The sequence below is a fragment of the Streptomyces sp. NPDC031111 genome, from assembly GCF_055570675.1.
In genome coordinates, this window is sequence record NZ_JBVIGS010000024.1 from 12,506 (window position 1) to 31,758 (window position 19,253).

Genomic DNA, 19,253 nt, shown 5'->3' on the forward strand with positions numbered 1-19,253 from the left:
CCCCCGCGGACCGTCGCGAAAACCTGCGGGGCCACCGCCCGGACGGGTGGGAAACCCATCCAAATCGTCGCACGGCGGTACTCCGGTCGGAGGTGATCTGGGACACGGTGCCGCCGCCGGGCGCCCGAGGATCTAATCTCGTGCCACGGTCCCCGCCACCTCTACGGGGCCCGACCCCACCCGCCGCTACTTACTCAGGAGTCACCACAGTGACCGACGTATCTGACGGCGTCCTGCACACCCTGTTCCGCTCGGACCAGGGGGGCCATGAGCAAGTCGTGCTCTGTCAGGACCGTGCCACCGGCCTCAAGGCCGTCATCGCCATCCACTCCACCGCGCTGGGCCCCGCCCTCGGCGGTACGCGCTTCTACCCGTACGCCTCCGAGGAGGAGGCCGTCGCCGACGCGCTGAACCTCGCGCGCGGGATGTCGTACAAGAACGCCATGGCCGGTCTCGACCACGGCGGCGGCAAGGCCGTGATCATCGGCGACCCGGAGCAGATCAAGTCCGAGGAGCTGCTGCTGGCCTACGGCCGGTTCGTCGCCTCGCTCGGCGGCCGGTACGTCACCGCCTGTGACGTCGGCACCTACGTCGCCGACATGGACGTCGTGGCCCGCGAGTGCCGCTGGACCACCGGCCGCTCCCCGGAGAACGGCGGCGCGGGCGACTCCTCGGTGCTCACCTCCTTCGGCGTCTACCAGGGCATGCGGGCCGCCGCCCAGCACCTGTGGGGCGACCCCTCGCTGCGCGACCGCAAGGTCGGCGTCGCGGGCGTCGGCAAGGTCGGCCACCACCTGGTGGAGCACCTGCGGGCCGAGGGCGCCGAGGTCGTGATCACCGATGTGCGCGAGGACGCCGTGCGGCGGATCCTCGACCGGCACCCCCAGGGCGTGTCCGCCGTCGCCGACACCGAGGCGCTGATCCGCACCGAGGGCCTGGACATCTACGCCCCGTGCGCGCTCGGCGGGGCGCTGAACGACGACACCGTGCCGGTGCTGACCGCCAAGGTGGTCTGCGGCGCCGCCAACAACCAGCTCGCCCACCCGGGCGTGGAGAAGGACCTCGCCGACCGCGGGATCCTCTACGCGCCGGACTACGTGGTGAACGCCGGCGGTGTCATCCAGGTCGCCGACGAGCTCCACGGCTTCGACTTCGACCGGTGCAAGGCGAAGGCGTCGAAGATCTTCGACACCACGCTCGCCATATTCGCACGTGCGAAGGAGGACGGGATTCCGCCGGCCGCCGCGGCCGACCGGATCGCCGAGCAGCGGATGGCGGAGGCGCGCCCGGTGCGATGACGCGTGCGCGGGCGGCCCGGCTCGGGACGCATTCGTACGTATGAGCGGTACCCGCCGGCGGGCACTTGGAGAGAACTCTCACTTCTCCCGGCGGGTCGACCGTCGATAAGTGGTTAAAATCGCGGTTGACCAGCGAGGACGGGGCGCCTCGAAGGTCCTGGGCGCGGGCACGTCATGCGGGCGACGTACCGTATGGGCGCGGGCTCAGGTACCGTGGAAGCCCTACGGACCGGTCTCTCCGCGGAGAGTCCGTTCTGGACCATGAACGCGTGTCAAGACTCTGGGGCCGTCGAGCCCCGTCGTTGAGGGGGTCGAGCCATGGGGCGCGGCCGGGCCAAGGCCAAGCAGACGAAGGTCGCCCGCCAGCTGAAGTACAACAGCGGTGGGACTGACCTCTCACGCCTGGCCGAGGAGCTGGGCGCATCGACGTCGAACCAGTCACCGAACGGTGACCATTTCGAGGACGATGAGCAGGACGACGAACTGTACGCACGGTACGCCGACCTCTACGAGGACGACGACGAGGACGAGGACGGCCCGTCCTCTCAACAGCGTCGCGGCGCTTGACCTTGCGCTGAACACGAGCCCGGTAGGTGACTCCGGTCACCGACCGGGTTTAGTGCTGCCCGTACCGGACGGACCGCCTCCGTGGCGTGTGCTGCCCGCCCGGTCACCGCGCGGGCAGCACTTTTGGCGTGCTCAGTTCGCGTAGTCACCGACAAGCGCTGCGCCCGTGGTGTGCTCGCCGCGGTCGGTGATCTCACCGGCCACCCAGGCGTCCACCCCGCGGTCGGCCAGCGTCGTCAGCGCCACGTCGACGGAGTCCTGCGGCATGATCGCGATCATGCCGACGCCCATGTTCAGCGTCTTCTCCAGCTCCAGCCGCTCGACCGAACCGGTCCGGCCGACCAGGTCGAACACCGGTGCGGGGGTCCAGGTGGAGCGGTCCACGACCGCGTGCAGCCCGTCGGGGATCACGCGCGCCAGGTTGGCGGCGAGTCCGCCGCCGGTGACGTGGCTGAACGCGTGCACCTCGGTGGTGCGGATCAGCGCCAGGCAGTCCAGCGAGTAGATCTTGGTGGGCTCCAGGAGCTCCTCGCCGAGGGTGCGGCCGAGCTCGTCGATCCGGCCGTCCAGGGCGAGCCCCGCGCGGTCGAGCAGGACGTGCCGGACGAGGGAGTAGCCGTTCGAGTGAAGCCCGGAGGACGCCATGGCGATCACCGCGTCACCCGTACGGATGCGATCCGCGCCGAGCAGCCGGTCGGCCTCCACGACGCCCGTACCGGCCCCGGCGACGTCGAAGTCGTCCGGACCCAGCAGGCCGGGGTGTTCGGCCGTCTCACCGCCCACCAGGGCGCATCCGGCCAGCACACAGCCCTCGGCGATGCCCTTGACGATGGCGGCCACGCGCTCGGGGTGGACCTTGCCGACGCAGATGTAGTCGGTCATGAACAGCGGCTCGGCGCCGCACACCACGATGTCGTCCATGACCATCGCGACCAGGTCGTGGCCGATGGAGTCGTACACGCCCATCCGGCGCGCGATGTCGACCTTGGTGCCGACGCCGTCCGTGGCGGAGGCGAGCAGGGGCCGCTCGTAGTTCTTCAGGGCGGAGGCGTCGAAGAGGCCGGCGAAACCGCCGAGGCCGCCGAGGACCTCGGGGCGCCGCGTCTTCTTCACCCACTCCTTCATCAGCTCGACGGCGTGGTCGCCCGCCTCGATGTCGACGCCCGCCGCTGCGTAGCTGGCACCAGTGTTCTGGGACATGACTGTGAGAGCTTTCGTGTCGTCCGTCAGGGCTTACGGGCGGCGGATCGCGTCGACCGCGGCCGGGGCGGCGGTGCCGGCGGCCAGCTCGGTCTCCAGGAGCTGCTTCCCGAGGAGCTCGGGGTCGGGCAGCTCCATCGGGTACTCGCCGTCGAAGCAGGCGCGGCACAGGTTCGGCTTGGCGATGGTGGTCGCCTCGATCATGCCGTCGATCGAGATGTACGCCAGGGAGTCGGCGCCCAGCGAGGTGCCGATCTCGTCGATGGTCATCCCGTTGGCGATCAGCTCGGCGCGGGTGGCGAAGTCGATGCCGAAGAAGCAGGGCCACTTCACGGGCGGCGAGGAGATCCGGATGTGGACCTCGGCGGCGCCCGCCTCGCGGAGCATGCGGACCAGGGCGCGCTGGGTGTTGCCGCGGACGATCGAGTCGTCGACCACGACCAGGCGCTTGCCCTTGATGACTTCCTTGAGCGGGTTGAGCTTCAGCCGGATGCCGAGCTGGCGGATGGTCTGCGACGGCTGGATGAACGTACGTCCGACGTACGCGTTCTTGACCAGGCCGGCGCCGAAGGGGATGCCGGACGCCTCCGCGTAGCCGATGGCGGCCGGGGTGCCCGACTCCGGGGTCGGTATGACCAGGTCGGCCTCGACCGGGGCTTCCTTGGCGAGCTTGCGGCCCATCTCGACGCGCGAGAGGTACACGTTCCGGCCGGCGATGTCGGTGTCCGGGCGGGCCAGGTACACGTACTCGAAGACACAGCCCTTGGGCTTCGCTTCCGCGAATCGGGAGGTGCGCAGTCCGTTCTCGTCGATGGCGACGAACTCGCCCGGCTCGATCTCGCGCACGAAGCTGGCGCCACAGATGTCGAGGGCGGCGGACTCGGAGGCGACGACCCAGCCGCGCTCCAGACGGCCGAGGACCAGCGGGCGGATGCCCTGCGGGTCACGCGCCGCGTACAGGGTGTTCTCGTCCATGAAGACGAGGCTGAAGGCACCCCTGACCTTGGGGAGGACCACGTGCGCGGCCTGCTCCACGGTCACCGGTTCGCCGTCGGCGGCGCGCTGGCCGGCCAGCAGGGCGGTGATCAGGTCGGTGTCGTTGGTGGCCGCCACCTTGGGGGCGCGGCCGTTCTCCTTGGGGAGCTCGGCGACCATCTCGGCGAGCTGCGCCGTGTTGACCAGGTTGCCGTTGTGGCCGAGCGCGATGGATCCGTGCGCGGTGGCGCGGAACGTCGGCTGGGCGTTCTCCCACACGGAGGCACCGGTGGTCGAGTAGCGGGCGTGTCCGACCGCGATATGACCCTGGAGCGAACCGAGAGAGGTCTCGTCGAAGACCTGGGACACCAGGCCCATGTCCTTGAAGACGAGGATCTGGGAGCCGTTGCTGACCGCGATTCCCGCGGATTCCTGGCCCCGATGCTGGAGGGCGTAGAGCCCGAAGTACGTGAGCTTGGCGACCTCTTCGCCCGGAGCCCAGACACCGAAGACGCCGCAAGCGTCCTGGGGGCCCTTCTCACCGGGGAGCAGGTCGTGGTTGAGTCGTCCGTCACCACGTGGCACGCCATCGAGTGTAGGCGAGATCGACCACTGGTCCGAATGCGGGATGGGGCCCCGACCGTGGATCAGCGCTGTGCGACGGCCCGGACACTGGTGCCGTTTTCGCTGGTCAGCGTGAGGGTTTGGCCTTCGATTCGGTAGTCGACGGTGCCGTGGAACAGCTTCGTCAGGGACCTCTCGCTGTCCATGAGTGAGTCTTCGCACATCATTCGGGTCAGGGCGGGCACGCCGAGGGTGATACGGCCGTCGCGCACCGTGGCGTCGGCGTTCACCTGGTTGCAGCCGAGGCTGCCGGAGACGGTGCCCTCCTTCTTGTCGAAGGTGAGGTGGGCGCGTTCGTCGACGGCGGGTGTGGTGACGGTCCACTTGGTGCCGTGCAGCGGGCTGTCCTCGGTCTCGCTGAGGCGTACGGTGTCGCCGGCCTCGGTGGTCAGGGTGAGGCGGCCGTCGTTCACCTCGGTCTTCAGGGCGCCGTCGCCGAGGGTGCGGGCCACGGTGCTCTCGAGGTCCATCAGCTCCTCGGAGCAGGCCTTCAGGGTGGTCTCCCGCTCACCGAACCGGATGCGGTCGCCGTCGAAGGTGACGCGTCCCTTGAAGAGGTTGCAGCCGTAGTTGCCGGTGGCCCGGCCGTCCTCGTCGAGGGTGACGTGCGCCCCGTCGGGGACGCGGTGGGTGGTGCCGTCGACGGTGACGCTGTCGACGGTCCAGCGGATGCCGGTGACCGGCTCCTCCGCCCCGGCGGTGCCGCTGCCCGCCCCCGCCTTCTCGCTGCCACAGGCCGCCGCGAGCGGGACGGCGAGCACGGCGAGGGCCGTCAGGGTCATGCGCTGCTGGTGCTTCTGCCTGTACATGCCCATTCGACGGGGCGGTGAGCGGGCGGTTCCCCTTCCCCTCCGGAGTCACCGGAGCAGCGGCAGATACGGTCCGAGGTCGGCCCGTTCCCCGCTGGCGCTGACCTTGGCGTCGGCCAGGGCGTCCTGCCAGGCCGTCCGTCCGCCGGCCAGCCGGATCCAGGTGAGCGGGTCGGTCTCCACGACGTTCGGCGGGGTGCCCCGGGTGTGCCGCGGCCCCTCCACGCACTGCACGACCGCGTACGGCGGAACCCGCACCTCCGTCGAGCCGCCGGGCGCCTTCACCGCGAGCGTGTCGGCCAGCAGCCGGGTGCAGGCGGCCAGCGCCTGACGGTCGTACGGGATGTCCAGGCCGGGCACGGCGGCGTTCAGGTCGTCGGTGTGGACGACGAGCTCGACGGTGCGGGTGACGACGTAGTCGGCCAGTGTCAGGGCGCCCGCGCTGGTGGGGAGCAGCCGTCCGCCGGGATGCGCGTCGAGCCGCTCGGTGAAGCGCCGCTCGACGTCGGCGAGGTGGGCGTCGAGGTCGGAGTGCTCGGCCGCGAGCCGGCGCGCGGTGTCGGCGATGGTGTCCGCGTCGGCGGCTATGGCGAACGGCCAGTCGAGCAGCCGCCCGTCCTGCCGCGCGGGCACGGGCTCGTCGAGCAGCCGGTCCACGGCCGTCAACGCCATCCCGACATGCGCCACCAGCTCCCGTACGGTCCAGTCACCGAGCCGCGTCGGCAGGGCGAGCTGCTCCGGGCCAAGGGTGCGGACCGCCGCCCGCACGTTCCCGAACTGCGCCAGCACGGCGCCACGGGTCTTGACGGGATCGTACGAACGGGCGCGCTTCTTGGCCGGTGGCATGGCGGAAGCCTATGCGGGGGCGGCCCTTCGGCAGGCCGAAGCCCCCGACCGGTGGACCGGGCGGGGGCTTCGTGCCGTGCGGGTGTGGGGATCAGGCCAGGAGGGCCGGGATGGTTCCCTCGTGGGCCTCGCGCAGTTCGGTCAGGGGGAGCGTGAACTCGCCCTGGAGCTCCACCGTGTCGCCGTCGACGACACCGACGCGGGTGGCCGGGAGGCCGCGGGCGCCGCACATGTCGTTGAAGCGGACCTCCTCCGAGCGCGGCACGGCGACGATCGCGCGGCCGGCCGACTCGGAGAAGAGGAAGGTGAAGGCGTCGAGCCCGTCCGGTACGACCAGACGCGCGCCCTTGCCGCCAAGCAGCGCCGACTCGACCACGGCCTGGATCAGACCGCCGTCGGACAGGTCGTGCGCGGAGTCGATCATGCCGTCGCGGGAGGCGGAGATCAGGATCTCGGCGAGGAGGCGCTCCCGCTCCAGGTCGACCTTCGGGGGCAGGCCGCCGAGGTGGTCGTGGACGACCTGCGACCAGGCCGAGCCGCCGAACTCCTCGCGGGTGTCGCCGAGGAGGTACAGCAGCTGGCCGTCCTCCTGGAAGGCGACCGGCGTGCGGCGGGCCACGTCGTCGATGACACCGAGGACCGCTACCACCGGGGTGGGGTGGATGGCGGCCTCGCCGGTCTGGTTGTAGAGCGAGACGTTGCCGCCGGTCACCGGAGTGCCGAGCTGCTGACAGCCGTCCGCCAGACCGCGTACGGCCTCCGCGAACTGCCACATGACCGCCGGGTCCTCCGGCGAGCCGAAGTTCAGGCAGTCGGAGACGGCCAGCGGCTTGGCGCCGGTGGTCGCCACGTTGCGGTACGCCTCGGCCAGGGCCAGCTGCGCGCCCGTGTACGGGTCGAGCTTGGCGTAGCGGCCGTTTCCGTCGGTGGCGATCGCGACGCCGAGGCCGGACGCCTCGTCGATGCGGATCATGCCGGAGTCCTCGGGCTGGGCGAGGACGGTGTTGCCCTGCACGAAGTGGTCGTACTGCTGGGTGATCCACTGCTTGGACGCCTGGTTGGGCGAGCCGACCAGCTTCAGGACCTGGTCCTTCAGCTCCTCGCTCGTCGCCGGGCGGGGGAGCTTGTTCGCGTCGTCCGCCTGGAGCTCGTCCTGCCAGGACGGGCGTGCGTAGGGGCGCTCGTAGGTCGGGCCCTCGTGGGCGACCGTGCGCGGGTCGACGTCGACGATCTTGCCGCCGTGCCAGTAGATCTCCAGGCGGTCGCCGTCGGTCACCTCGCCGATGACGGTGGCGATGACGTCCCACTTGTCGCAGATCTCGAGGAAGCGGTCGACCTTGTCGGGCTCGACGACCGCGCACATGCGTTCCTGCGACTCGCTCATCAGGATCTCCTCGGGGGAGAGCGTCGAGTCGCGCAGGGGGACGTCGTCGAGGGTGACGCGCATGCCGCCGGAGCCGTTGGAGGCCAGCTCGGAGGTGGCGCAGGACAGTCCGGCCGCGCCGAGGTCCTGGATGCCGACGACCAGCTTCTCCTTGAACGCCTCCAGGGTGCACTCGATGAGGAGCTTCTCCTGGAAGGGGTCGCCGACCTGGACGGCGGGGCGCTTCGACGGCTTGGCGTCGTCGAAGGTCTCGGAGGCCAGGATCGAGGCGCCGCCGATGCCGTCGCCGCCGGTCCGGGCGCCGTACAGGATGACCTTGTTGCCCGCGCCGGACGCCTTGGCCAGGTGGATGTCCTCGTGCCGCATGACGCCGATGGCACCGGCGTTGACCAGCGGGTTGCCCTGGTAGCAGGCGTCGAAGACGACCTCGCCGCCGATGTTGGGCAGGCCCAGGCAGTTGCCGTAGCCGCCGATGCCGGCGACGACACCGGGCAGGACGCGCTTGGTGTCGGGGTGGTCCGCGGCGCCGAAGCGCAGGGGGTCCACGACGGCGACCGGGCGGGCGCCCATCGCGATGATGTCGCGCACGATGCCGCCGACGCCGGTCGCGGCGCCCTGGTAGGGCTCGACGTACGACGGGTGGTTGTGCGACTCGACCTTGAAGGTGACCGCGTAGCCCTGGCCGACGTCGACGACGCCGGCGTTCTCGCCGATGCCGACGAGGAGGGCGTCGTTCTCGGGGGCCTTCTCGCCGAACTGGCGGAGGTGGACCTTGCTGCTCTTGTACGAGCAGTGCTCGGACCACATCACCGAGTACATGGCGAGCTCGGCGCCGGTCGGGCGGCGGCCGAGGATCTCCACCACCCGCTCGTACTCGTCCTTCTTCAGGCCCAGCTCGGCCCAGGGCAGCTCGACGTCGGGGGTCGCGGCCGCGTGCTCGACCGTGTCCAGAGGCGTCCGGCTCATGCGTTGACCAGCTTCTTGAGGATCGAGGTGAAGAACGGCAGGCCGTCGGTACGGCCCGTACCGATCAGCGGCTCGACGGCGTGCTCGGGGTGCGGCATCAGGCCGACGACGTTGCCGGCGGCGTTGGTGATGCCGGCGATGTCGTTCAGCGAGCCGTTGGGGTTCATGTCCAGGTAGCGGAAGGCGACGCGGCCCTCGGCCTCCAGCTCGTCCAGCGTCCGCCGGTCGGCGACGTAGCGGCCGTCCATGTTCTTCAACGGGATGTGGATCTCCTGGCCGGCCGTGTAGTCGGTGGTCCAGGCGGTGTCCGCGTTCTCCACCCGCAGCTTCTGGTCGCGGCAGATGAAGTGCAGATGGTCGTTGCCCAGCATGCCGCCGGGGAGCAGGTGCGCCTCGGTGAGGATCTGGAAGCCGTTGCAGATGCCGAGGACGGGAAGGCCCGCCTTGGCCTGGTCGATCACGGTGTCCATCACCGGCGAGAAGCGCGCGATGGCGCCGGCGCGCAGATAGTCGCCGTACGAGAAACCACCGCAGAGCACCACGGCGTCGACCTGCTTGAGGTCCTTGTCCTTGTGCCAGAGGGCGACGGGTTCGGCGCCCGCGACACGGATCGCGCGCTGCGTGTCCCGGTCGTCGAGACTGCCCGGGAAAGTGACGACGCCAATACGAGCGGTCACTTCGCGGCCTCCGCGACTTCCTCGACCCGTACGGTGAAGTCCTCGATCACGGTGTTGGCGAGGAAGGATTCCGCAAGATCGTGGATACGGGCGAGCGCGGCCTCGTCGACCGGCCCGTCAACTTCCAGTTCGAATCGCTTTCCCTGACGGACGTCCGAGATCCCTTCGAAACCCAGTCGCGGCAGTGCGCGCTGCACCGCCTGGCCCTGGGGGTCGAGGATCTCCGGCTTGAGCATGACGTCGACTACGACGCGTGCCACTGGCACTCCCGGTGTGTGGTGCTGAGCAGGTTCCTTCAGACTACCCGCACAAAATTTCTACGCGGGTAGAGTTGTAGGAATCTACGTGAGCCCCATCACGATTCGGCATCGCCGGGAGGCGTCAGGGAAAAGATCCGGGAAAGATCCGCGTTCACTCGCTCATCGCTATTGCGCACCGGACACGCGGGGAGATTTAGTCGGGCTTCACATTGCAATGCCGGGCACTGTACAAATGAATTGTCATTAGCAGATACTTTGCCCGATTACAGGCGGACAGCCGACATCTCGGCGACGTACCGGCACGTCATCACGGACGTCCGGACGAGAGGTGCCGCACGAAGGGACCGATATTCGTGGCGCAGAAGGTCGTGGTCACTCTCTTTGACGACATCGACGGCTCGGAAGCGGCGGAAACGATCGCCTTCGGGCTCGACGGCAAGTCGTACGAGATCGACCTCAACGAAGCCAATGCCAGCAAACTGCGGAAGGCGCTCGCGCCCTACGTGGACGCCGGCCGCAAGCGGTCGCGCTCCGGCAAGGCGTACCGGCAGACGGAGGTCGCCCCCGACCCGGCCGCCGTGCGCGCCTGGGCGCAGGCGAACAAGATGGACGTGCCGGCCCGGGGCCGGATCCCCAAGAAGGTCTACGAGGCGTTCGCCGCGGCGCAGTGAGCCGGCCGGGTGACCCGCCCCGACGGCCGGTCACCCGCCCCTCACCGCAACCGACTTGCGCAGCACCCCCGCTGATCAGCTAGAGTCTGGAGCACGCCGAGGGGCGAGGCCGAAAGGCCCGGCTCACGGAGTACATGCGGGTGTAGTTCAGTAGTAGAACATCCCCCTTCCAGGGGGAAGGCGCAGTGTGCAATTCCTGTCACCCGCTCCACACCGCCGTACCGATCACTCCGGTGGATCAGGTAGGCTGGTGTTCGCGCCGGTCGGTGAGAGCCGATCGGAGGCAATGCGGACGTAGCTCAGTTGGTAGAGCGCAACCTTGCCAAGGTTGAGGTCGCGAGTTCGAGCCTCGTCGTCCGCTCGGGAATGAGACCCCGGTCCATTGGACCGGGGTCTTTTCGTGTGCCTGGGCCGCCCGCCCGTCTGACATTTGTCATGTCCGGTGGTGACAGCCCGCACTGCCCCGGCGCCCCGGTCACCGGGATGCTCGAAGCATGGAAGCCAACGAACACGAACACGTGATTGAGGTCACCGACCTGCGACGTGTCTACGGGGGCGGGTTCGAAGCGGTGCGCGGAATCGACTTCTCCGTGCGGCGCGGGGAGATCTTCGCCCTGCTGGGGACCAACGGCGCGGGCAAGACCTCCACCGTCGAACTGCTGGAGGGACTCGACGCCCCGGCCGGCGGGCGGGTCCGGGTCCTCGGCCACGACCCGTACACCGAGCGCGCCGCCGTACGGCCGCGCACCGGCGTCATGCTCCAGGAAGGGGGCTTCCCTTCCGAGTTGACCGTCGCCGAGACCGCCCGGATGTGGGCGGGCTGCGTGAGCGGGGCCCGGCCGGAGGGGGAAGTGCTGGAACTGGTCGGCCTGGAGGCGAAGACCGACGTCCGCGTGAAGCAGCTGTCCGGCGGCCAGCGGCGCCGCCTGGACCTCGCGCTCGCCCTGCTCGGCGACCCCGAGGTGCTCTTCCTCGACGAACCGACCACCGGACTCGACGCCGAAGGCCGCCGCGACACCTGGGAATTGGTGAGCGCGCTGCGCGACCGCGGTACGACCGTCCTGCTCACCACGCACTACCTCGAAGAGGCCGAGCACCTCGCCGACCGGCTCGCGATCATGCACGAGGGCCGCATCGCCACCACCGGCACCCCGGCGGAGGTGACCGCCTCCGAGCCCTCCCGGATCACCTTCGACCTGCCCGACGGCTACTTCGTGGGCGACCTGCCCCCGCTCGCCGAACTGGGCGTGAGCGGGCACACGGTCGACGGCCGGACCGTCCGGCTGCGCACCCACGAGCTCCAGCGGACCGCCACCGGACTGCTGGTGTGGGCGCAGCACGCCGGGGTGGCGCTGCACCGGCTGGACGTGCGGTCGGCGTCCCTGGAGGAGGCGTTCCTCGGGATCGCCAAGGAGGCGTCCGCGGGGGCGGCGGCGACGAAGGAGTACGCGGCATGAGCACGGCCATGACCACCCCGGCGAGCCGGATGGCCGCGCTCGCCCGCGCCGAACTGACGCTCCTGGGACGCACCAGGGGCACCCTCTTCGCCGCGCTGTTCGTGCCGCTGGTGCTGCCGCTCAGCGTGCGCGAGACGTCCAAGGAGATGGACCTCGCCGAGGCCGGACTCACCGTCGGCACGCTGGTGCTGCCCGCCGCGATCGGCTTCTCGCTCCTGTTCGCCGTCTACTCGTCGCTCGTGGGTTCCCTCGTCGCCCGCCGCGAGGAGCTCGTCCTGAAGCGGCTGCGCACCGGGGAGCTGCGGGACGCCGAGATCCTGGCCGGGTCCGCGCTGCCGTCGGCCGCGACGGGTCTGCTCCAGTCGCTGCTGCTGGCGGCCGGCTGTGCGGTCCTGCTGGACATCCCGGCCCCGCCGGCCGTCCATCTCTCGGTACTGGGGCTGCTGCTGGGGCTGGTGTTGTGCGTGGGACTCGCGGCCGCCACCGCGAGCTTCACCCGGACCAGCGAGAGCGCCCAGGTCACCCCGATACCGCTGATGTTCCTCTCGATGCTGGCCTCCGGGATGATGGTCCCGCTGGAGATCCTTCCCGACCGGATCGCCTCCTTCTGCGAGCTGCTGCCGCTGACCCCCGTCATGACCCTGGTGCGCGGCGGCTTCACCGGCGACCTGTCGGCCTCCGAGGCGCTGGGCGCCGTGGCGACGGCGGTGGCCTGGATCCTGCTGTCGGTGTTTGCTGTACGGCGGTGGTTCCGTTGGGAGCCGAGGCGCTGACGCAGGCGAGGACAGGGGACGCGAGGAGATGAGCAGGCCCGGCGGCTGGTGGGGGCGCAAGAGCACCCCGGCGAAGTTCGAGACGTACACGCGGTGGTCGTTCCACCTGCTCGCGCTGACGGAACTCTCGGTGGCCGGCGGTCCGGTGATCGGGGAGGTGGGGCCGGGCACGGCGGCGCTGCTGCTGTCCCTGACGGCCCTGCACAGCGCGGTCTGCGGGGTGACCGCCTCGCGCGCCCTGGACTGGCAGCGCGGACAGCGGAACCGGCCGGTCCGGACACTGTGGGTGTTCGGTGTGACGACCGTGCTGGTCGCCGTCGCCGCGCTCGTCGTCTCCCAGCACGGGCCGGGCGACAACGAGGCCGCGACCGCCTCCGCCGGCGTCTTCAGCACCGTGATGGTCTTCGGCGCGGGCGCCGCGGCCGTCGGCGTGCGCGGGCGGCGGCGGGTGGTCGCCGTGGTGGTGGGCTTCGCGGTGGGGTCGGGAGTGATGATGCTGGCCATGGGGCTGCCCTGGGTCGCCGCGCTGGTCGTCAGCCCGCTCGTCCTGCTCGTCGGCGGGTTCTTCGGCTTCACCTACTCCTTCTCCGCCTGGCTGCTCAACGCCGTCTACGAACTGGACGAGGCCCGGGAGACCCGGGCCCGGCTCGCCGTCGCCGAGGAGCGGCTGAGGTTCGGGCGGGATCTGCACGACGTGATGGGCCGCAACCTCGCGGTGATCGCGCTGAAGAGCGAACTGGCCGTCCAGCTGGCCCAGCGCGAACGGCCGGAGGCCGTGACCCAGATGGTCGAGGTGCAGCGGCTCGCGCACGAGGCGCAGCGCGAGGTGCGCGAGGTGGTGCGCGGCTACCGCGAGGCCGACCTCGCCAGCGAGCTCGCGGGCGCCCAGGGCGTCCTGTCCGCCGCCGGGATCGACTGCACGGTCACCGGACCGGCGACCGGATTCCCCGCGCCGGTGCAGTCCGCGCTCGGCTGGGCGGTGCGGGAGGCGGCCACGAATGTGCTGCGCCACGGGGACGCGCGGCGGTGCGCGATGGAACTGCGGGTACGGGAGGGGCTTGTGGTGCTGACGGTGGAGAACGACGGGGTGCCGCGGACCGGCGGCCCGGGCCGGGGGTCCGGGCTGGTCGGGCTGCGTGAGCGGCTGGCGGAGATCGGGGGGACGCTGCGGGCCGGGCCCACCGGGGACGGGCTGTTCGTGCTGACCGTCGAGGTCCCGCTGCCCGCGCATTCCGGCGAGGCTCCTCCCGCCGCCGTGTCCGCGCCCGGCGCGAGCGGAACGACCCCTGTGAGAGAGGCGACTTCGTGACGAGCCCCCGGCCCGTACGGCTGCTGCTGGCCGACGACGAGCATCTGATCCGGGGCGCGCTGGCCGCGCTGCTGTCCCTCGAGGACGATCTCACGGTCGTCGCCGAGGCGGCCTCCGGTCCGGAGGCGCTGGCGATGGCACGGGCGCACGCGCCCGACGTCGCCGTACTGGACCTCCAGATGCCCGGCGCGGACGGTGTGAAGGTCGCCACATCCCTGCGGGCGGAGCTGCCCGGCTGCCGGGTGCTGATCGTGACGAGTCACGGACGGCCCGGCCATCTGAAGCGGGCGCTCGCGGCAGGGGTGCGCGGGTTCGTCCCCAAGACCGTCAGCGCCCAGCGCCTCGCGGAGATCATCCGCACGGTGCACGAGGGAAACCGCTACGTCGACCCCGAGTTGGCCGCCGACGCGATCGCCTCCGGCGACTCCCCGCTGACCGCGCGCGAGGCCGAGGTGCTGGAACTCGCGGCGGACGGGGCACCCGTGGCGGAGATCGCGCAGCGGGCCGCGCTGTCCCAGGGGACCGTGCGGAACTACCTCTCCTCGGCCGTCTCGAAGCTCGGGGCGGAGAACCGTCATGCGGCGGTGCGCCTCGCACGCCAGCGAGGTTGGGTATAGTGGGTCTCGCGCCACGGCGCATGCGAACGTAGCTCAGTTGGTAGAGCGCAACCTTGCCAAGGTTGAGGTCGCGAGTTCGAACCTCGTCGTTCGCTCTGGAACAAGGCCCCGGTCATCGACCGGGGCCTTTGTCGTGGGCCTTTGTCATGAGTCTTCGTCGGGGGCCGGGCCCGTCGCGGGCCCGGCCGTCGGGCGTTCAGCTCCAGGTGGTGCCGGTCAGCCGCTCGTACGCCTCCACGTACTTGGTGCGGGTGGCGTCCACGATGTGCTGCGGCAGCGGCGGCGGGGGCTGCTCGCTCCTGCGGTCCCAGCCCGACTCGGCCGAGGTCAGCCAGTCCCGCACGAACTGCTTGTCGTAGGACGGCTGGGCGCGGCCCGGCTCCCACTGGTCGGCCGGCCAGAAGCGCGAGGAGTCCGGGGTGAGCACCTCGTCGGCGATGACCAGGGTGTCGCCGTCGAAGCCGAACTCGAACTTGGTGTCGGCGAGGACGATGCCCCGGTCGCGGGCGATGTCCCGGGCGCGGGAGTACGCGGCGAGCGTCGCCTGGCGGAGCTGGGCGGCGGTCTCCGCGCCGACCTGGCGGGCGACCTCCTCGTAGGAGACGTTCTCGTCGTGCTCGCCGACGGCGGCCTTGGTGGCCGGGGTGAAGATCGGCGCGGGCAGCTCCGAGCCGTCCACCAGGCCCTCGGGGAGCGCGAGGCCGCAGACCGTGCGGGACTCGTCGTACTCGGCGAGGCCCGAGCCGGTGAGGTAGCCGCGGGCCACGCACTCCACCGGGACCATGTTCAGGGACTTGCAGACCAGGGTGCGGCCCGCCCAGTCGGCGGGGGCGCCGGCGGGGAGTTCGGTGCTCAGCACGTGGTTGGGGAGCAGGTCGGCGAGCTGGTCGAACCACCACAGGGAGAGCTGGGTGAGGACCCGGCCCTTGTCGGGGATCTCGGTCGGCAGCACCCAGTCGTAGGCGGAGATGCGGTCGCTGGCGACCATCACGAGGTCGCCCGCCTCGCTCCGGTACAACTCGCGCACCTTGCCGGTGTGCAGATGCACCAGGCCCGGAACCTGGATCGGCTCGGGCTTTTCGACGAATCCGGACACGGTTCCTCCGCGTGGTTCTGTACAGGTACGTCGATTCTCCCGTATGCGCGGGTCGCCCTCCGTACGGGGTGGCCCCGGGCGGTCAGGCGCGTTTGCAGATGCGGTCCAGGAGGTTGGCGGTGGCGCGCTGGACCCGGGGGTCGACGTGGCCCGGGCGGTCGAGGGCCGGTGACCAGGCGAAGGTGCCCGAGGCGAAGACCCAGGCGCCGGAGAGGGTCCGGTGGAGGGACGTCTCCTGATGGCGGCGGGCGCCCTCCCGGTCGGTGTACGGGGAGTGGGCGAGCAGGACGCGCTCCTCGTGCTCGGGGAGCGGGGTGCGCGGGTAGTAGCGGTCGGCCTCGGCGGCGACCAGGCCCTCGATGCCGTCGCCCTCGTGCGCGCCGGTCGCCTCCCACATCCAGTGGCCGGCGTTGCGGACGATCAGCGGATGCGGCCGCGGGACGGGGCCGGCGTACTGGATGCCGAGCAGTTGCTGCTCCGCGCGGTCGTTCTCCCGCCACAGCGCAGCCTTTCCCGGTCCCTGGCGTTTGCGGCAGGTGAGCAGGCGGTCGGGGCCGGTCGGTGAGGGAGCGAGCTCCACCTGCCAGTACATGGTGTTGGCGGAGAGGAAGACGAGGGACGTGCCGTGCTCCCGGGCGCGTTCCACGGCGGTGCGCATCGGCACCGACCAGTACTCGTCGTGGCCGGGGAAGACCAGGCCCCGGTAGCGGGTGGGGTCGACCCGGCCGGCGTGCAGGTCGCGGGCGTCGGCGTAGGCGAGGTCGTAGCCGTAGCGCTCGGCCCAGCGGATGACGTCGTAGGCGTGGCCGACGTGCAGCGGGAGGCCGGCGCCCGCGTAGGGGCGGTCGAAGGAGACGGTGGTGGCGGCGTCGGCCTCGCCGAGCAGCCGGCCCTGTTCGTCCCAGGCGTGGTAGAGGCTCGCGCCGGTGCGGCCGTCCTCCGGGTAGAGGTTGTACGCCTGCCAGGTCACGTCGGGCAGGACCAGGAGGAGGTCGGCCGGGCGGCTGTCGCGGACGGTGAACGGGATGTGCGAGCGGTGGCCGTCGGCGGTGGTGAGGACGGCGACGTACGCGCCGACGCTCCAGTACGACGGGACCGGCAGCCGCCAGGACAGCCACCAGTGGTGGCAGGAGACGGTGCGGTCGGCGGTGAGCGGCGCCGGCTGCACGATGCCGGAGAGCCGGGGACTGGAGGTGATCTTGGTGGCGCCGTCGCCGTTGTAGTGGCCGATGCGGTAGACGTCCACGTCGAACGGCTGGGGCGGGTCGACGGTGATGTGGAAGTCGATGGACTCGCCGGGTGCGACCCCGCCGGTGGAGGCGAAGCCCTTGATCTGGAGGTGCACGTCGTCGGCCGCGCGGGGGCCGACGGAGCCGGCGGCGCGAGGGGCGGGCACCTTGCGCCCGCCCTGCCTCGGGATGCGGGCGGCGGCACGGCCCGGGTCCGCGTACGGCTCCGGGTCCACGTACCAGGGGACGACCCGGCCGGTGTCGCCGACGTATGTCTCGCTGCCGCGCAGCCACGGGAGGGGGCCCAGTCCGAAGGGATCGTTCACGGCGTGCGCCATCGCTCCCGACTCCCAGCGGCGAGTCTGCTCCGAGCCCATGATCGCTCCCCTCCCTCGTGCCCCCGTCGCGGTGCGGTGCGTGGTGCGGTCCGGCAGTCGCCTGGCGGATGAGGCCCGCCATCAGTTATGTGCTTGTCGTATGTCGCGAGCTCTTGCCAGTGAGCGCGAACGGTCCCAGCACATCACATTACGCACGCACTCCGTCACCGTTCGTTGTGAATTGACCGAAAACGGAAGGGTGGGCTCCGGAGGGGGCGGGGCGGTCGCGGGGCGGTCCGGGGCTCAGACGAGCCGTACGGGCTTCTCGGGACGTATGCCCTGCCGGGTCAGCCACAGCCGGAGGGCCGAGGGGTCGCCGTCCTCGATCAGGGTCAGGACCTGGGGCGACAGGTCCGTGGCCCGCGCGCCGCCGACGAGGAGGGTGGGGCCGTCGAGCCAGTCGAGTCCGGGGGTGGCGCCCGCGGTGTCCATCGCCGCGCAGCAGACCATCGCCGTGATGTGGTCCGCGAGCAGTTCACGGCCGGTGCGCGGGGGCTGGAGGGGGAAGAGGGGGAGGTCCCGGAGCTCCCGGTCGTCCCGGAGGGGGTCGGCCTCGGGGGAGGCGGCGGCTCGCGGGGTGGCGGGGGAGACCGCGGCGGCCTCCTCACGGGCCAGTTCGGCGGTGAGCCGGGCGGCGAGGGCGGCGCTGCGGGGGGTGGTGCCGGTCAGGTCCTCGTCGTCGGGGGCGGCGGGCGGTGCGGGGTCCGCCGGGAGGGGCGGCGCGGTGGTCAGGTGGGTGAGGACCCGGGAGAGGGTGGGACCGGCGGCGGCCGGGGGTTCACCGGGCGCCGGGGGGCCGTGGAGGGAGTCCAGGACCCGGTGGAGGCGGGCGGCGTCCGTGCGCCACTTGCGGTCGACGACCTCCTCCGGATACTCCGCCCAGGGGACCGGGGACCAGGCCGGTCCGGTCTCCGCGGGCCCGCCGTGGAAGAGGCGTGCGGCGAGGAGCGAAGCGGCCTCGTCCACCGCGCCGGGCTCTTCCAGCAGGTCGCAGGCGGGCCGCTCGCCGAGGCGGGAGGCGAAGCCCTCCGCCAGCCGGTCCCGGCGGGACAGCTCGGTCAGCGCCGCCACCACTCCGGCGTTGAGCCGCGAGGGCCAGCGGCCCATCCGCCAGGCGGGCAGCGCGACCCGGGTGAGCAGCCGGTCCCAGCCCGCGTACGCCAGCCCCACCTGCTCCTGGGCGACGATCCGCAGCCCGTAGTCCACAGCCTGTGCACGATCCGCGGCCGCCGCGGCGACCCCGCGCTCCATCTCGGCGGCGTGTCCCCGGCAGCCGCGCAGCAGCAGCCGGGTGACCCAGCCGACGCCCGCGAGCACCCCGCGGAACACCGGCCCCCGGCGGGGCGCCGAGGTCACGGCCACCGCCGCGTCCAGCCCCCGTACGAAGCGCCGGGCGGCGGCTATGTCCGGATGCGCCGACGGTCCCGTACCGGCGACGACCGGGGCGAGCACCGCGCGCAGCTCGCCCACGCGCATCCACCACAGGAACGGGGAGCCGATGACCAGCACGGGCGCGGCGGCGGACCTCGGGCGCAAGGGGTGCCCCGCACCGGCTATGTCGCCGTGCTCCTCGACGGGCGGAGGGCCGTGGGCCGGGTGGGTGCGGTCCTCCAGCCAGCTGTCGCAGTCCGGGGTGAGCGCTATCGCGGACGGGGCGGGGACGTCGAGCCGGTCGGCGAGGTCGCGCACCATCCGGTACAGGTCCGGGGCCGCCTCCTCGGCGACCGGGACCGTGGGGCTCATGGCGGGCCGGGCCCGGGCGACGACCAGGGCGACGCCGGCGGCGGCGAGCAGGACGAGCACCGCGACCGGGGTGAGGAGACTGCGGGCCAGGTCCCAGCCGGTGCCCGTCAGCCGGCCGGTGGAGCCGCCGGCCAGCAGGATCACGGCGACGGCGGCCGGCAGCAGCGCGACGGCCAGCGCCCGGCTGCGGATGCGCAGGACGGCCAGCGCGTGCGACCGCGCGGACTGGGCGCCCGTGTCCGCTCGCATTCCGCTTCCGCTCATGGCCCGACCTCACCCCCTCACTGCCGTCCTGACGCTGTCCTGGCGTTGTCCACTCCCCCACTGTGGCACCCGTCACTGACATCGCAATGCCGGTGGGCCAAGTGCCGGAAC

General features: G+C 71.6%; 17 protein-coding genes and 3 tRNA genes. 10 read left to right on the forward strand and 10 right to left on the reverse strand.

Annotated elements, in window-relative coordinates; genetic code table 11:
• Positions 1–209 precede the first annotated feature (209 nt).
• Both ACZ470_RS34770 and ACZ470_RS34775 read left to right on the forward strand, forming a co-directional pair.
• A complete protein-coding gene (locus ACZ470_RS34770; RefSeq protein ID WP_468433821.1) occupies positions 210–1,298 on the forward strand; it encodes a Leu/Phe/Val dehydrogenase in 1,089 nt (362 codons plus the stop codon).
• A gap of 318 nt (positions 1,299–1,616) precedes the next feature.
• Positions 1,617–1,865 carry a DUF3073 domain-containing protein gene (locus ACZ470_RS34775; protein WP_468433823.1) on the forward strand — a complete coding sequence of 83 codons (249 nt, stop codon included), beginning with the start codon at positions 1,617–1,619 and terminating at the stop codon, positions 1,863–1,865.
• A 132-nt stretch (positions 1,866–1,997) separates the two neighbouring features.
• Here ACZ470_RS34775 and purM read toward each other — a convergent pair whose 3' ends face one another.
• From purM to purS, 7 genes are all read right to left on the reverse strand, one after another.
• Complete coding sequence (gene purM, locus ACZ470_RS34780; RefSeq protein WP_468433825.1) at positions 1,998–3,065, reverse strand: phosphoribosylformylglycinamidine cyclo-ligase; 1,068 nt, start codon at positions 3,063–3,065, stop codon at positions 1,998–2,000.
• 33 nt (positions 3,066–3,098) lie between these two features.
• The gene (gene purF / locus ACZ470_RS34785) at positions 3,099–4,625 is read right to left on the reverse strand and encodes an amidophosphoribosyltransferase (protein WP_468433826.1); all 1,527 of its coding nucleotides are present in this window, start codon (positions 4,623–4,625) and stop codon (positions 3,099–3,101) included.
• Between the two features lie 62 nt (positions 4,626–4,687).
• Positions 4,688–5,473 carry an META domain-containing protein gene (locus tag ACZ470_RS34790; protein ID WP_468433828.1) on the reverse strand — a complete coding sequence of 262 codons (786 nt, stop codon included), beginning with the start codon at positions 5,471–5,473 and terminating at the stop codon, positions 4,688–4,690.
• A gap of 48 nt (positions 5,474–5,521) precedes the next feature.
• Positions 5,522–6,319, reverse strand: a complete 798-nt coding sequence (locus ACZ470_RS34795) for a maleylpyruvate isomerase family mycothiol-dependent enzyme (RefSeq protein WP_468433830.1) — start codon at positions 6,317–6,319, stop codon at positions 5,522–5,524.
• Positions 6,320–6,410: 91 nt separating this feature from the next.
• Positions 6,411–8,669 carry a phosphoribosylformylglycinamidine synthase subunit PurL gene (gene purL / locus ACZ470_RS34800; protein ID WP_468433831.1) on the reverse strand — a complete coding sequence of 753 codons (2,259 nt, stop codon included), beginning with the start codon at positions 8,667–8,669 and terminating at the stop codon, positions 6,411–6,413.
• On the reverse strand, positions 8,666–9,346 hold the full coding sequence (gene purQ / locus ACZ470_RS34805; protein WP_468433833.1) for a phosphoribosylformylglycinamidine synthase subunit PurQ: 681 nt from the start codon (positions 9,344–9,346) through the stop codon (positions 8,666–8,668). The genes purL and purQ overlap by 4 nt, the downstream gene beginning before the upstream one ends.
• Positions 9,343–9,606, reverse strand: a complete 264-nt coding sequence (gene purS / locus ACZ470_RS34810) for a phosphoribosylformylglycinamidine synthase subunit PurS (protein WP_006133353.1) — start codon at positions 9,604–9,606, stop codon at positions 9,343–9,345. The genes purQ and purS overlap by 4 nt, the downstream gene beginning before the upstream one ends.
• Positions 9,607–9,959: 353 nt before the next feature.
• On the opposite strand from purS, the gene ACZ470_RS34815 reads away from it, so the two are divergent.
• From ACZ470_RS34815 to ACZ470_RS34850, 8 genes are all read left to right on the forward strand, one after another.
• Entirely contained in the window at positions 9,960–10,277 is a 318-nt protein-coding gene (locus ACZ470_RS34815) for a histone-like nucleoid-structuring protein Lsr2 (protein WP_468433835.1), read from the forward strand.
• 136 nt (positions 10,278–10,413) lie between these two features.
• Positions 10,414–10,488 (forward strand) — tRNA-Gly (locus ACZ470_RS34820).
• Positions 10,489–10,565: 77 nt separating this feature from the next.
• Positions 10,566–10,638, forward strand: a tRNA-Gly gene (locus tag ACZ470_RS34825).
• Positions 10,639–10,771: 133 nt separating this feature from the next.
• Positions 10,772–11,734, forward strand: a complete 963-nt coding sequence (locus ACZ470_RS34830; protein WP_468433837.1) for an ABC transporter ATP-binding protein — start codon at positions 10,772–10,774, stop codon at positions 11,732–11,734.
• On the forward strand, positions 11,731–12,507 hold the full coding sequence (locus ACZ470_RS34835; protein WP_468433839.1) for an ABC transporter permease: 777 nt from the start codon (positions 11,731–11,733) through the stop codon (positions 12,505–12,507). The genes ACZ470_RS34830 and ACZ470_RS34835 overlap by 4 nt, the downstream gene beginning before the upstream one ends.
• 28 nt (positions 12,508–12,535) lie before the next feature.
• Positions 12,536–13,816 carry a sensor histidine kinase gene (locus tag ACZ470_RS34840; RefSeq protein ID WP_468433840.1) on the forward strand — a complete coding sequence of 427 codons (1,281 nt, stop codon included), beginning with the start codon at positions 12,536–12,538 and terminating at the stop codon, positions 13,814–13,816.
• On the forward strand, positions 13,813–14,433 hold the full coding sequence (locus ACZ470_RS34845; RefSeq protein WP_468433841.1) for a response regulator: 621 nt from the start codon (positions 13,813–13,815) through the stop codon (positions 14,431–14,433). The genes ACZ470_RS34840 and ACZ470_RS34845 overlap by 4 nt, the downstream gene beginning before the upstream one ends.
• Before the next feature lie 22 nt (positions 14,434–14,455).
• Positions 14,456–14,528: transfer RNA gene (locus tag ACZ470_RS34850), tRNA-Gly, on the forward strand.
• 101 nt (positions 14,529–14,629) lie between these two features.
• Here the strand turns inward: ACZ470_RS34850 and ACZ470_RS34855 are convergent.
• The 3 genes from ACZ470_RS34855 to ACZ470_RS34865 form a co-directional block, all read right to left on the reverse strand.
• A complete protein-coding gene (locus ACZ470_RS34855; protein ID WP_468433843.1) occupies positions 14,630–15,529 on the reverse strand; it encodes a phosphoribosylaminoimidazolesuccinocarboxamide synthase in 900 nt (299 codons plus the stop codon).
• Between the two features lie 82 nt (positions 15,530–15,611).
• A complete protein-coding gene (locus ACZ470_RS34860) occupies positions 15,612–17,135 on the reverse strand; it encodes a N,N-dimethylformamidase beta subunit family domain-containing protein (protein WP_468433845.1) in 1,524 nt (507 codons plus the stop codon).
• Between the two features lie 243 nt (positions 17,136–17,378).
• Positions 17,379–19,142, reverse strand: coding sequence for a hypothetical protein (locus ACZ470_RS34865; protein ID WP_468433847.1), 1,764 nt, complete (start codon positions 19,140–19,142; stop codon positions 17,379–17,381).
• Between the last annotated feature and the right edge of the window lie 111 nt (positions 19,143–19,253).

What these genes read in the sequence shown, in the direction of transcription:
- ACZ470_RS34775 (WP_468433823.1), top strand. Translation starts at nt 1,617, where the DNA reads ATGGGGCGCGGCCGGGCCAAGGCCAAGCAGACGAAGGTCGCCCGCCAG.
- purM (WP_468433825.1), bottom strand. Translation starts at nt 3,065, where the DNA reads ATGTCCCAGAACACTGGTGCCAGCTACGCAGCGGCGGGCGTCGACATC.
- ACZ470_RS34790 (WP_468433828.1), bottom strand. Translation starts at nt 5,473, where the DNA reads ATGTACAGGCAGAAGCACCAGCAGCGCATGACCCTGACGGCCCTCGCC.
- ACZ470_RS34795 (WP_468433830.1), bottom strand. Translation starts at nt 6,319, where the DNA reads ATGCCACCGGCCAAGAAGCGCGCCCGTTCGTACGATCCCGTCAAGACC.
- purL (WP_468433831.1), bottom strand. Translation starts at nt 8,669, where the DNA reads ATGAGCCGGACGCCTCTGGACACGGTCGAGCACGCGGCCGCGACCCCC.
- ACZ470_RS34830 (WP_468433837.1), top strand. Translation starts at nt 10,772, where the DNA reads ATGGAAGCCAACGAACACGAACACGTGATTGAGGTCACCGACCTGCGA.
- ACZ470_RS34835 (WP_468433839.1), top strand. Translation starts at nt 11,731, where the DNA reads ATGAGCACGGCCATGACCACCCCGGCGAGCCGGATGGCCGCGCTCGCC.
- ACZ470_RS34840 (WP_468433840.1), top strand. Translation starts at nt 12,536, where the DNA reads ATGAGCAGGCCCGGCGGCTGGTGGGGGCGCAAGAGCACCCCGGCGAAG.
- ACZ470_RS34860 (WP_468433845.1), bottom strand. Translation starts at nt 17,135, where the DNA reads ATGGGCTCGGAGCAGACTCGCCGCTGGGAGTCGGGAGCGATGGCGCAC.
- ACZ470_RS34865 (WP_468433847.1), bottom strand. Translation starts at nt 19,142, where the DNA reads ATGAGCGGAAGCGGAATGCGAGCGGACACGGGCGCCCAGTCCGCGCGG.